The following is an 11398-nucleotide window of genomic DNA, read 5'->3' on the forward strand; positions in this document are numbered from 1 at the left end:
GTTTAGAGAGCACGTCACAAAACCTATGGCTTCCAAGTCTCAGCCCGATAAACGTCAAAACCGCAAGCGAATCCTGTTCTCCTTCAATGTGGATCTGGAGTCAGCTCTGGGGGTGGTGTTTCAGTATCTGATGCACAACCCCAAACTGCCGAGCCAGATGGGCAAGCAGAAGGGAGTGGAGGCGATCGCCGCCTTTTGGCGACCATTTGCTTTTCAGATGCAGGGCCAGGTCAATGACGATGAGCTGAAGGTGCTGGCTCGGGAGTCGCTGATGACCCTCCAGCGGCAGATGGAGCTGATTGCGGAGACCTTTGAGGTGGAGTTGCCCCAGTCTGAGGCAGTGACGCCGGAACTGGAGGTAGCCCTGGAGCGTACGGTGGAGCGAGTGCTCCAACGGTATGTGGGAGCAGGTGCGCTGAGTCCTCAGAAAACGCCGACATTACCGACCGCAGCGGGGGTGTCATCTACCGACCCTATGCTGGTGCCGCCGGGGGAAGAAGGCGTGGGGTTTGAGCTGGACATGTTTCAGGAATTTGAATCCGTTTCACCCAAAGACCTGGTGTCGTAGGAGGATAGCGCGATGGAGTTGACGCCAAAGGAACCGGCAACCGAGGTAGGGGCGCAGGCCCGGCAGGCCTATCTCACCTTTGCACAGCGGGTGGTTGGGGATGAGGTGGATTACGCCACGCTCTACCAGCAGTTTGCCTCGAACGACTGGGCGGCAATCAAGCTCGACGATGCCGTGGCGGAGGCGGTGCTGCGGGCGGGCTATTCACAAAAGTCGGCGGTGGGGGTGCTGCACCAGGGGCCGTATGTGCAGCACCAGGTGCATCAAAAGGGGGCTCCGGCAGCGGCAATGAGTCAATATGTGCGATCTACCGTGCTGATGGCGATGCAACGAGTCTCTGGACAAAGCCAGGGGACTCGGCGGCAGCAGCCTGGGTTGGAAATGGAGTAGCCCTAGGGTCGGAGCGCAGCGTCGCTCGCCGGGTAGGGCACGGTATCAAGATTTTTTATTGGAGTGTAGGTATCATGCTTGCATTTGCGAATAAGCACACGGCATCGGAGCAGCTAAACCTGAGCTACTCGACGCTGAAGAAGTATCGGTTGGCGGGCGACTGGATTGAGGGCATCCACTGGGTGCGGATTAACAGCCGCTGTGTGCGCTACAACCTGGAGCTGATTCGGGATTGGCTGCACAATCGGGATAACCCGAAGGCCCACATGCGGGCGATCGAGGTCTACCGGCAGGGGCTATTGAGCTACTCCAAAAAGCAGAGAGCCAAGAAATAGATTGTGGCTCGTAAGTACCGCTTCGTGCCAAATGGAGTTGCGAAGCGGAAATCTTGCTCATTGGAGCTGATTACGCTTCTGGTTTAGGCGCTCTTGTAGTTGGCCAAATACGTTTTCGGCATCTACCACTTCCCCGCGATCGGCGGCCTCGATGCCGATGTTGACTTCATCGCGCAGGGCCTGGTAGCGGCCTTGGTAGGTCTGCTCAATGTCTTGCAGGAGTTTGATGCCTGTCAGGAACACCTCACGAGCAGAGGCATACTGGCCGCTGCTGACTTTTGCCTGAATGTACTGCTCAACCTCTGGCGTTAGGGCGATTTCCATAGGTTTGCCTTGCGTCCTGGAGATCTGCATACCTTATTTTATGGCCTGTACCTGTCGAGACAGCAGGGGCGGCAGGTGGTGCAGCGGCGGTAGGCTAAGATCAAACTCAACGGCGGCCTTGCATTGAGGAAGTTTTGTACCATGGCACTCTCTACTTCGCTAGCCCTACAGACCGATACCTGGGTCAAGGCCACCTGGGAGGATTTCGTTGCCACCATGGACACCGCTCCCTACGACGAAGGCCGAGGCTATTTCGATAACGGCTACATGAGGGTTGAGATGGCTGCTTTGGGTGGTGGGCATGCGCGGCAAAACAGTGTGGTCTCTAAGGTGGTTAGTCTCTTTGGCATGGTGCGATCGGTGCGACTGGCCGAGTTTACTAACGGCAGCTTCCACAAAACTGGAGAGCGGGGCTGCCAGCCCGATGTCGCCTTCTACATTGGGCCAGACTTTCGGCTGCCACCCCAAGACAACTCCCCTATTGATATCAATGTCTACGGCCCGCCGACCCTGGCGATTGAGATTGGCGGCAGCTCGTTCAAAGACGATCTGGGGGCCAAGCGACTGCTCTATGAGCGACTGGGGGTTAGCGAATACTGGGTGGTGAATGTGGCAGAGCAGCAGGTGATTGCCTTTGCTGTGGCTGAGGGGGGGAGCCGACAAATTCGAGTTTCGGGGGTGCTGCCAGGGCTGGAGATGTCGTTGATTGAAGAGGCGCTGCATCGCTCTCAGGCCGAAGACGACACCACCCTTATGGGCTGGCTGATGAAGGCTTTGACTTAAATCTGGTGAGTGTTTTCTGTTGAGAAGCTGTAAGTCAGGCTGGTCTACAATATAGGCTCAACCTTGTTCTGTCGGGGCTTTGCCAATGGTTTCTGCCCAAGTACACCATCGCCTCACGCCGCAAGAGTACTTTGAGTGGGAAGCCCAGCAAGAGCTGCGGTACGAGTATTTTGATGGCGAAGTTTTTGCCATGGCTGGGGGCTCGCTGCCCCATGCTGATATTGCTCTGAATGTGGCCAGTCTTTTAAAGGCGCAGTTGCAGGGGCGCTGCAAGGTGCGAAACTCTGATGCGAAGGTCGGCATTACGGAGGATGGCCCGTTTGTTTACCCGGATGTGAGTGTGAGTTGTGACGAGCGCGACCGCACAGCGCAAAAGTTTTCTCGATATCCTTGCTTGATTGTGGAGGTAGTCTCGCCGGGGACAGAAGCCTATGACCGGGGTGGAAAGTTTACGCTCTACCGTCGGTTAGACAGTCTGAAGGAGTATGTTTTGGTCGGCTCTGAGGCTAAAACAGTGGAGGTGTTTCGTCGTAATATTGATGGAAGTTGGGCTTTTATTCCCTATGGATCAAGTGAAATTATTGAGTTAGTCAGTCTGGGAATAATGGTGCCGATGGAGTCGATTTATGAAGATGTGGTGTTAGACCAAGACGCTAGTGAAGCTGAAGTCTGATCCATTATACATTACACGTAAACCCAGAATTTTTTGGCTGGTCCGAAGCAACTATTATGGCCGAGGTGCTGCCTCTAAAGAGGAATCAATGGCACCCAGAGCTAGCAAGGAAGCCCGTTGGGCTTTAGTTAGACCTTGTGCCCCGGTAATGTTGGTGCCTTCATAGGGTCGAGGAATGCGCCAGACTGCCAGACATTGGCCTGTTCTCACCTGCCACAGCCGGATAGTTGCATCATCGCCACCCGTCGCCAGCCACTGCCCATCGGGGCTAAACACTACCGAGCTGACCCAGTTGGTATGGCCTGTGAAGGTCTTGTGGCATTGGCCTGTGCTCACCTCCCATAGCCGGATAGTCGCATCACTGCTGCCCGAAGCTAGCCATTGTCCATTAGGGCTAAACACCACTGATCTAACCCAGTTGGTATGGTCTGTGAAGGTCTTGTGGCATTGGCCTGTGCTCACCTCCCATAGCCGGATAGTCGCATCACTGCTGCCCGAAGCTAGCCATTGCCCATCGGGGCTAAATACCACCGAGCTGACCCAGTTGGTATGGCCTGTGAAAGTCTTGTGGCATTGACCTGTGCTCACCTCCCACAGCCGGATAGTCGCATCACTGCTGCCCGAAGCTAGCCATTGTCCATCGGGACTAAATACCACCGAGCTGACCCAGCGGGTATGGCCTGTAAAAGTCTTGTGGCATTGGCCTGTGCTCACCTGCCACAGCCGGATAGTCGCATCACTGCTGCCCGAAGCTAGCCATTGCCCATCGGGGCTAAATACCACCGAGCTGACCCAGTTGGTATGGCCTGTGAAGGTCTTGTGGCATTGGCCTGTGCTCACCTCCCATAGCCGGATAGTCGCATCACTGCTGCCCGAAGCTAGCCATTGCCCATCGGGGCTAAATACCACCGAGCTGACCCAGTTGGTATGGCCTGTGAAGGTCTTGTGGCATTGGCCTGTGCTCACCTCCCATAGCCGGATAGTCGCATCACTGCTGCCCGAAGCTAGCCATTGCCCATCGGGGCTAAATACCACCGAGCTGACCCAGTTGGTATGGCCTGTGAAGGTCTTGTGGCATTGGCCTGTGCTCACCTCCCATAGCCGGATAGTCGCATCACTGCTGCCCGAAGCTAGCCATTGTCCATTAGGGCTAAACACCACTGATCTAACCCAGTTGGTATGGTCTGTGAAGGTCTTGTGGCATTGGCCTGTGCTCACCTCCCATAGCCGGATAGTCGCATCACTGCTGCCCGAAGCTAGCCATTGTCCATTAGGGCTAAACACCACTGATCTAACCCAGTTGGTATGGTCTGTGAAGGTCTTGTGGCATTGGCCTGTGCTCACCTCCCATAGCCGGATAGTCGCATCACTGCTGCCCGAAGCTAGCCATTGCCCATCGGGGCTAAATACCACCGAGCTGACCCAGTTGGTATGGCCTGTGAAGGTCTTGTGGCATTGGCCTGTGCTCACCTCCCATAGCCGGATAGTCGCATCACTGCTGCCCGAAGCTAGCCATTGCCCATCGGGGCTAAATACCACCGAGCTGACCCAGTTGGTATGGCCCGAGTATGGCCTGTAAAGGTCTTGTGGCATTGGCCTGTGCTCACCTGCCACAGTCGGATAGTTGTATCATTGCCGCCCGTCGCCAGCCATTGCTCATCGGGGCTAAATACCACTGATCTAACCCAGTTGGTATGGCCTGTAAAGGTCTTGTGGCATTGGCCCGTGGTCATCTGCCACAGCCGGATAGTTGCATCACTGCTACCCGTTGCCAGCCATTGCCCATCGGGGCTAAACACCACCGAGGTGACATAGCTGGTATGGCCAGTGAAGGTCCTGTGGCACTGGCCCGTGCTCACCTGCCACAGCCGGATAGTTGCATCATCGCTGCCCGTCGCCAGCCATTGCCCATCAGGGCTAAATACCACCGAGGTGACCCAGTTGGTATGGCCTGTAAAGGTCTTGTGGCATTGACCTGTGCTCACCTGCCATAGCCAGATAGTTGTATCATCGCTGCCCGTTGCCAACCACTGCCCATCGGGGCTAAACACTACCGATCTGACACTGTTGGCATGGCCAGCGAGGGTCCTGTGGCACTGGCCCGTGCTCACCTGCCACAGCCGGATAGTTGCATCATCGCTGCCCGTCGCCAACCACTGCCCATCGGGGCTAAACACCACCGATCTGACACTGTTAGTATGGCCAGTGAAGGTCCTGTGGCACTGGCCCGTGCTCACCTCCCATAGCCGGATAGTTGCATCATCACTGCTCGTCGCCATCCATTGCCCATTGGGGCTAAATATCACCGAGCTGACCCGAACGGAATGGCCAGTGAAGGTCTTGTGGCATTGACCTGTGCTCACCTGCCATAGTCGGATAGTTGTATCATTGCTGCCTGTCGCCAGCCATTGCCCATTGGGACTAAATACCACTGATCTGACCCAGGCGGTATGGCCTATGAAGGTCTTGTGGCATTGGCCTGTGCTCACCTGCCACAGCCGGATAGTCCCATCATCGCTGCCTGTCGCTAGCCATTGCCCATCGGGACTGTAAGCAACTGCGCTGATGACCCCAAACGGATTAGTCAGGGCGGGTTTAACCCATTGAATGTTGGCTAAGTTCAACCCATGCAGTTGCAATCCCTTTAGGTAGGCTTGTCTGAGGGTGAGTTGAGAAAAGTCAAATTGCTGGGTCTCTGATTGAGATTGACATAGCATGTTCAATAAATTTCCAGCGGCATAGCCCTCATCCCAACCAGGATGCTGGCGTATGGTTGGTAAGGAATCACTGACTTTCTGGACTGGGTTGACAATGTGGACTGTGATGGGCTTGAGAATAAGCCGAATTTGAGTTTCTCGCACGTAATCTTTAGCTGTTGCCTTAGTTAAAGCATGGGTATGAAATAGGTCAAACTCTTGTATCTCTAATTCTCTACTAACCTGCTCCACAAATCGATCCGTAGCAAACTCCATAATCACGTTCTGAAGGGTGAACTGCTTAGCAACTGCCTCTATTAGGTAGCGATCGCTCAATCCCCTCAATGCCCCCCGCACCTCCTGCTTAGTCACGGGCGGCAGTAAGTCTTCCATTAACTCATCCAGGCCAACAGGTTCACGGTTAATGGCCAGCCAAAACAAGACCGATCGCTCCAATGGGGCCAAGCGGCTCAGGTGCTGGTCTAGCAGGCTCCGCACATCTTCAACCGCCGTCACCTGCTCCTGCAAAAAGTCATCAACATCGCCCAAAAACTCCCGTTGAATGGCCGTTGCCACCAGATGCAGCGCCTGGGGGTTGCCACTACAACGGCGAATCAGCTCTTGCCCCTTGTCATCGGCCTCATCCAGGGCCAAGCCTTTGGTTTTTAAAATTTCTCGCCCGGCCTCAGTGTCGATGCTGCCGACTGACCACAGGCGTACCGGCGTCAGGTCACCCGCTAGGGGAGCCAGCTCTCTGGGGCATTCTCGGCTGGTGAGCAGCAGGCAGCTTTGGTGCTCGGTGCTGCCGATGCGTTGAATGAGTTCGCCATAGCCTTCATAGCCATCTCGGTAATGGCCCGCTGTTTCGGCCTGCAAGATCGACTCCAGGTTGTCGAGCACCACCAGGCAGCGATATTCGCGCAGAAAGTGCAGCAGGCGAATGATGCGCTCTCCCAACCGGGTCGGCAGGTTGATTTCGGTCTCTTGCTGGTCAGAGAGAAACTGAATTAACCGCACCAAGATTTCATCTAGGGGTGGGGCTTCTCGCAGGCTGCGCCAGATGACGTAGTCGAAGCGATCGTAGACCTGGTTAGTCAGCTTTGCCGCCAGGGAAGTTTTGCCAATGCCACCCATGCCTAACAAGGTGATCAATCGACACTGGTCACCCTGCACCCAGCGATTGAGGGTAGCCAATTCTGCGGTGCGGCCAAAGAAAAGTGCAGTGTCGGGCTTCTCGCCCCAGTCGATTTTGGTGTTTGAGGGTTGTCTTCTGGCTGTAGATTCAGAGCTAGCTGGCAGAGCAGATGGTTCGGATTGACCGTAGTCGGCGGGTTCTAGCTCCAGGCCGAAAGCTCCGAACAGCGCCCGAATCGAGCGGTCATCCGTGGCAGATGTTTGCTCGCAAATCTTTTTGATGGTCTTTCCGCTGAGCTGGGAGCGTTCCGCAAGTTCCGTTTGGGTGAAGCGAGCACCATATTTTTCCTGGTTTTGGGCAGATGCGATCGCAGCTTCCAGGCGTTGCTTACCGCGATCGGTCAAGACAACGCCACGTTGACGACGGCTCATGGCGGTAGATGGGTAGGTGACGATTCAGTGCGATCGGAAAGTTAAGGGAAAGTTCTTAGGGAATGCATCGATAATACGCCATCTTTTCCAAACCTGCCCAGCCGCTGGAAGCCTTGTCCTATAGGGGTTACCAGAAACGGTATCGGGTGCAGCCAAAATTTCTACCAACTTTCTCCTAACCCACCCAACTTTCCTTAGATATCTCAGGCTTCTTTTGTTTACTGACTTCATACCGAGTTCAGTCAATGCTTCGTCCCTTCACCTTCGGAGGAAAGTCCCTATGACTCTTTCTACCCTCTCCCCATCCTTTGGCCTGACCACCTTTCAAGGTCGAGGTATCGTCGAGCGCACCATTACCCCCTCAACCCCAGGGCGCGTTTACTTTCAGGCCTCCTACTGGCCTGCCCGATTCTTGCAGCCTGATGCGTCTAGCGACCTGCACCCTGGTGCCCCAGTCGAAGTGGTAGACACCGTGACGCTCTGACGCTCTTGGTCAAGCCTCTACCCTAGCGGAGGCAACCCCATGAAACAACAACAGCCCCGCAGGTGGCTTTTGGAACTGACGTTCAAAACTGTGAAATACTTCTTGCTGGCGCTAGCAGGCTGCACAATCGCCTACATCATGGCCTTCATCCTGGAGTATTGGCTCATCACCGAGGTCATCGTAATCGTTGTAGAGCACTTGCTGCTCCGTGCCTCGGTGTTGATTGGCTGCCTGGCAGCGATCGCTATCATCATCGAGTCCATTCGATACTAATTGTTCAACCGATCACCGACCCAATGCCAGCAAGGGTATTGTTTGCTAGGAAAGTAGGCACCCTGATTTACTAAACCGCTTTCATCTAGATCACAGTTCCGGCACCTGGAGATCGCGCTTCTTCCCGGCATAGTGGCGGTAAATCACCTCCGGGCTGTTATAGCTATAGCCACTTAGGTTAGGACACCGCTTGCTTGAGGACAGCCTCAATAGCGGCCCGCAGGCCATCGTCGTGGGGGAGGGCTTTTCGGATCCGGCTTTTCAACCACCCCCAGCACTTTTCAATGCGATTTAGGTCAGGGGAGTACGGTGGGAGATAAACCACCTCACAGCCTGCCGATTCAATCAATTCGGCAATGCGCCCGCCATGATGAAAGGTGGCATTATCCAGCACCACCCAGTCTCCAGGACACAACTCTGGAATCAAGCAGGTCTCCAACCAGGTTTCAAAGACGGTGCGGTTACACGCCCCTTCGACGGTAAACGGCGCGATGAGTTGATGCCCCCGATACCCGGCGATCATGTTGACGCGCCTACCGCGTTGCCCGGATTTAAGGTCATAGCACCGCGCTCCTGCTGGGGCATAGCCGTATCCGTAGGCATCACGCTCATCCATTCCCGACTCATCCACGTAGACCAGATGCCGAGCCCTAGACTCAGGAACTTTGGCTATGAACGCCTGTCGCTTGTGCTCGTCTCGCTGACGGTAGCCGTAGGTCTTTACCAGCGGCAGAAATACCGTAAACAGGACGGCAAGGCGGTAGTCGGTCCACACAAGGGCGCGCAGCAGCGAAGGTTCTAACATAGGGGCGCAGAGGGAATACGGTCAGTTGGGCAAATTCAGCCTATAGCGTAACATTTGCTTTGGCCCAACTTCTTCAATCCCTGTAGGCAGCCGAAGACTATCCCACGTTATCGTATCGAATCTTGAATCCTAAGCAGGGCTAGAGGAAACGCTAGGATTGAAACCACAGGATCTCTACGTAATTGTGGGTCGAGACAACCCGTTCCAAGGGGATTTAACCTTTGACGACTTTGCCGCCATCTTTCGCGGCGAAATCACCAACTGGTCGGAGGTCGGAGGGCCAAACCTGCCGATCCGCTTCGTCGATCGCCCGGACGAGAGCGATACTCGCCTGGCCCTGGCCGACTACGAGATTTTCAGCCAGCAGCCCTTTGAAACCGGCGACAACGCGATTCAGATGGAGGAGGACGATACCGCTGCGATCGTGCGAGAGCTGGGGCGAGACGGCATCAGCTACGCCATTTCCTCCGAGGTGCTGAATCAGGATGCCGTGCGTCCGGTCAGCATGGACACCACGCTGCCCGACGATCCCCGCTACCCCTATTCTCAGCCCCGTAACTACATCTATCAGGGCGAGCCGAGTCAGCCCGTCGCCGCTTTCTTGGGCTTTGCCACCAGTGCTGAGGGGCAGACCGCCATTGAGGAGGCCAAACAGATCGCCAGCGACAACGTGACGGTGGGGGCTGTCAGGCTGCCCGGCGGAGTCGCGGTGGCCCCAGACAGTCAGTTCATGGTGCGCGGCACCGAGGACGGCCAGCTGCAGTGGCTCGATGCCGACGGCAACCCCACCGAAACCGTCATCGCCGATGCCCACCGGGGGGCAGTCTCTGCCGTGGTCGTCAGCCCCGATGGCCAAACAGTGGTGTCCAGCGGCGCCGACGGTACCGTGCGCCGCTGGGACCGCACCGGCAACCCCCTGGGCGAACCCCTGGGGGGCGAGGGCGGGCCGATTCTGGCCCTGGCCCTCACCCCCGACAGTCAGACCCTCGCCAGCGGCAATGCCGAGGGTCTAGTCGAGCGCTGGTCGCTGGCCGACGGTACCCCTGTAGGCACGCCGATTACCGCCCACAGTGGCCCGGTGCAAGCCCTCCACTATCCCGCTGGCGGGCAGGCGTTGATCAGCGGCGGCAGCGACGGCAGCCTGGGCTTTTGGAATGCCGATGGCACCGCCGCCGGCCAGTCGGCCAATGCTCATCCCGGCGGCGTTACAGCCATTACCAGCAGCCCCGATGGCCAGGTGTTGACCACCGCAGGGGCCGACGGCAGCCTGCGCAACTGGGATCGCTCCACCCTACAGCCGAGGGGAGACACCATTGCCGCCCACGAGGAGGCGGTGAGCGCAGCCGCCTACAGCCCCGACGGCAATACCCTAGCCACCGCTGCGGTAAACGGCACGCTGCACTGCAACGTGTGGCTCCAGCAGGACAACTTGAACCCGGAGCGGGTGGCCTACAACCTGGCCCTGCGCCGCTTCCGCCGCGCCCACCCCTGGCTGCGGCAAAACCTCTCCCCGCTGGATCGCTTCAACCGCATCCACACCGACGAGCAGACGGTGTTCTACGGCCTGCGCACCTCCCCCGCCGAGGCCGGTACCGAGGTGCAGGTGGCGATGGTGGCCCACATGGGCGGCGACCCACTCACCGTCACCCCCGCCGACTGGCTCCAGCTCGACGGCGACGGCTGGCGGGTGGCGGTGCGATCGCCCGGCATAGACCTGAACAACGCCGATGCCCTCAGCGCCTTTACCCTCACCGACAGCCAGGCAGTCCTGCTAGAGCGCGTGGGCAGAGGCTGATGACCATCCAGCACCCCGTAGGGGCAAACAACCGTTTGCCCCACACCTCCTGGAGGGCGGCAACCAAAATTGAGCATCACAAAACGTTGGCCGTGTAGGGCTCAAACCCAGCACAATCGCCCTTCTTCACCGTGATCACCGTCTTCACCCCGCCCCGGCGCGTGTAGTCGCCAATCACCCGCAGCCCCCGGGGCTGTAGCTCCTCCCACAGGCGATCGGCGATCGCATTGGCCACCGCCTCATGGCTCACCCGCTGGTCCCGAAAACTATTGATATAGAGCTTAAACGCCTTCAACTCCACCACCCACGGCCCCGGACAGTAGTCCACCACCACCGTGCCAAAATCCGGGTAGCCAGAGCGGGGGCACAGCGCCGTAAACTCCGGGTGCTCCAGGTGAATGGTGTAGGCATTCTCCGAGGGATTGGGCCACTTCTCCAGCGGTTCTACACTGGCCTGGAGAATGGCGCGATCGCCGTACTGAGCAGGGGAGGCTGAAACAGGAGTCATCGGTAGCGCCGAGTGAAGAATGGACCGGGGCCAATAGACCCAAAAACAACGCGAGAGTTGCCTTCGATAATGTAACGTTTTTCAGGGTTTCTTAACCCGACGAAACAGAGGCGATCGCTCATAGATGTCCTCAATCAGGTTAAAGTTCCCCAAACTTGTCTTAACCAAAGTTATTCCAATCGCTTAACCAAAACTTCA

At 56.9% G+C, this 11398-nt stretch carries 12 protein-coding genes and 1 pseudogene; 8 read left to right on the forward strand and 5 right to left on the reverse strand.

Annotated elements, in window-relative coordinates:
• The first annotated feature begins 25 nt into the window (after nucleotides 1-25).
• From NF78_RS16935 to NF78_RS16945, 3 genes are all read left to right on the forward strand, one after another.
• Complete coding sequence (locus NF78_RS16935) at nucleotides 26-568, forward strand: hypothetical protein (RefSeq protein ID WP_035988156.1); 543 nt, start codon at nucleotides 26-28, stop codon at nucleotides 566-568.
• A 12-nt stretch (nucleotides 569-580) separates the two neighbouring features.
• On the forward strand, nucleotides 581-958 hold the full coding sequence (locus NF78_RS16940; protein WP_035988158.1) for a hypothetical protein: 378 nt from the start codon (nucleotides 581-583) through the stop codon (nucleotides 956-958).
• 74 nt (nucleotides 959-1032) lie between these two features.
• Entirely contained in the window at nucleotides 1033-1293 is a 261-nt protein-coding gene (locus NF78_RS16945) for a hypothetical protein (RefSeq protein WP_035988161.1), read from the forward strand.
• 57 nt (nucleotides 1294-1350) lie between these two features.
• On the opposite strand, the gene NF78_RS16950 is transcribed toward NF78_RS16945, so the two are convergent.
• Nucleotides 1351-1617, reverse strand: coding sequence for a type II toxin-antitoxin system ParD family antitoxin (locus NF78_RS16950; RefSeq protein WP_035988163.1), 267 nt, complete (start codon nucleotides 1615-1617; stop codon nucleotides 1351-1353).
• Nucleotides 1618-1758: 141 nt separating this feature from the next.
• On the opposite strand from NF78_RS16950, the gene NF78_RS16955 reads away from it, so the two are divergent.
• Nucleotides 1759-2400 (forward strand): Uma2 family endonuclease, encoded by a 642-nt coding sequence (locus NF78_RS16955; RefSeq protein WP_035988165.1) that lies wholly within the window; start codon nucleotides 1759-1761, stop codon nucleotides 2398-2400.
• An 85-nt stretch (nucleotides 2401-2485) separates the two neighbouring features.
• A complete protein-coding gene (locus NF78_RS16960; RefSeq protein WP_035988167.1) occupies nucleotides 2486-3073 on the forward strand; it encodes a Uma2 family endonuclease in 588 nt (195 codons plus the stop codon).
• Between the two features lie 54 nt (nucleotides 3074-3127).
• Here the strand turns inward: NF78_RS16960 and NF78_RS33550 are convergent, their stop codons facing one another.
• Both NF78_RS33550 and NF78_RS16965 read right to left on the reverse strand, forming a co-directional pair.
• Nucleotides 3128-4666: a WD40 repeat domain-containing protein gene (locus tag NF78_RS33550; protein WP_225885326.1), complete on the reverse strand. Its 1539-nt coding sequence runs from the start codon at nucleotides 4664-4666 to the stop codon at nucleotides 3128-3130.
• Nucleotides 4582-7335 (reverse strand): NB-ARC domain-containing protein, encoded by a 2754-nt coding sequence (locus tag NF78_RS16965; RefSeq protein ID WP_225885327.1) that lies wholly within the window; start codon nucleotides 7333-7335, stop codon nucleotides 4582-4584. Before NF78_RS16965 ends, NF78_RS33550 begins: the two co-directional genes overlap by 85 nt.
• Before the next feature lie 280 nt (nucleotides 7336-7615).
• Here NF78_RS16965 and NF78_RS31245 point away from each other — a divergent pair, with 280 nt between their 5' ends.
• Both NF78_RS31245 and NF78_RS16970 read left to right on the forward strand, forming a co-directional pair.
• Nucleotides 7616-7819, forward strand: coding sequence for an NfeD family protein (locus tag NF78_RS31245; RefSeq protein WP_156119810.1), 204 nt, complete (start codon nucleotides 7616-7618; stop codon nucleotides 7817-7819).
• A gap of 39 nt (nucleotides 7820-7858) precedes the next feature.
• Nucleotides 7859-8092, forward strand: coding sequence for a hypothetical protein (locus tag NF78_RS16970; protein ID WP_035988169.1), 234 nt, complete (start codon nucleotides 7859-7861; stop codon nucleotides 8090-8092).
• A gap of 178 nt (nucleotides 8093-8270) precedes the next feature.
• Here the strand turns inward: NF78_RS16970 and NF78_RS16975 are convergent.
• Nucleotides 8271-8813: pseudogene (locus NF78_RS16975) on the reverse strand (IS630 family transposase); the annotation flags it as partial.
• A 241-nt stretch (nucleotides 8814-9054) separates the two neighbouring features.
• Between NF78_RS16975 and gghA the strand changes: the two are divergent.
• Nucleotides 9055-10692 (forward strand): glucosylglycerol hydrolase, encoded by a 1638-nt coding sequence (gene gghA, locus NF78_RS16980; protein ID WP_035988170.1) that lies wholly within the window; start codon nucleotides 9055-9057, stop codon nucleotides 10690-10692.
• A 76-nt stretch (nucleotides 10693-10768) separates the two neighbouring features.
• Here gghA and queF read toward each other — a convergent pair whose 3' ends face one another.
• Nucleotides 10769-11200 carry a preQ(1) synthase gene (gene queF / locus NF78_RS16985; protein WP_035987750.1) on the reverse strand — a complete coding sequence of 144 codons (432 nt, stop codon included), beginning with the start codon at nucleotides 11198-11200 and terminating at the stop codon, nucleotides 10769-10771.
• Between the last annotated feature and the right edge of the window lie 198 nt (nucleotides 11201-11398).

Source organism: Leptolyngbya sp. KIOST-1 (assembly GCF_000763385.1).
Taxonomy (GTDB): domain Bacteria; phylum Cyanobacteriota; class Cyanobacteriia; order Phormidesmidales; family Phormidesmidaceae; genus Nodosilinea.

What these genes read in the sequence shown, in the direction of transcription:
- NF78_RS16955 (WP_035988165.1), top strand. Translation starts at nt 1,759, where the DNA reads ATGGCACTCTCTACTTCGCTAGCCCTACAGACCGATACCTGGGTCAAG.
- NF78_RS16970 (WP_035988169.1), top strand. Translation starts at nt 7,859, where the DNA reads ATGAAACAACAACAGCCCCGCAGGTGGCTTTTGGAACTGACGTTCAAA.
- NF78_RS16940 (WP_035988158.1), top strand. Translation starts at nt 581, where the DNA reads ATGGAGTTGACGCCAAAGGAACCGGCAACCGAGGTAGGGGCGCAGGCC.
- NF78_RS31245 (WP_156119810.1), top strand. Translation starts at nt 7,616, where the DNA reads ATGACTCTTTCTACCCTCTCCCCATCCTTTGGCCTGACCACCTTTCAA.
- queF (WP_035987750.1), bottom strand. Translation starts at nt 11,200, where the DNA reads ATGACTCCTGTTTCAGCCTCCCCTGCTCAGTACGGCGATCGCGCCATT.
- NF78_RS16950 (WP_035988163.1), bottom strand. Translation starts at nt 1,617, where the DNA reads ATGGAAATCGCCCTAACGCCAGAGGTTGAGCAGTACATTCAGGCAAAA.
- NF78_RS16965 (WP_225885327.1), bottom strand. Translation starts at nt 7,335, where the DNA reads ATGAGCCGTCGTCAACGTGGCGTTGTCTTGACCGATCGCGGTAAGCAA.
- NF78_RS16945 (WP_035988161.1), top strand. Translation starts at nt 1,033, where the DNA reads ATGCTTGCATTTGCGAATAAGCACACGGCATCGGAGCAGCTAAACCTG.
- NF78_RS33550 (WP_225885326.1), bottom strand. Translation starts at nt 4,666, where the DNA reads ATGCCACAAGACCTTTACAGGCCATACTCGGGCCATACCAACTGGGTC.
- NF78_RS16960 (WP_035988167.1), top strand. Translation starts at nt 2,486, where the DNA reads ATGGTTTCTGCCCAAGTACACCATCGCCTCACGCCGCAAGAGTACTTT.
- NF78_RS16935 (WP_035988156.1), top strand. Translation starts at nt 26, where the DNA reads ATGGCTTCCAAGTCTCAGCCCGATAAACGTCAAAACCGCAAGCGAATC.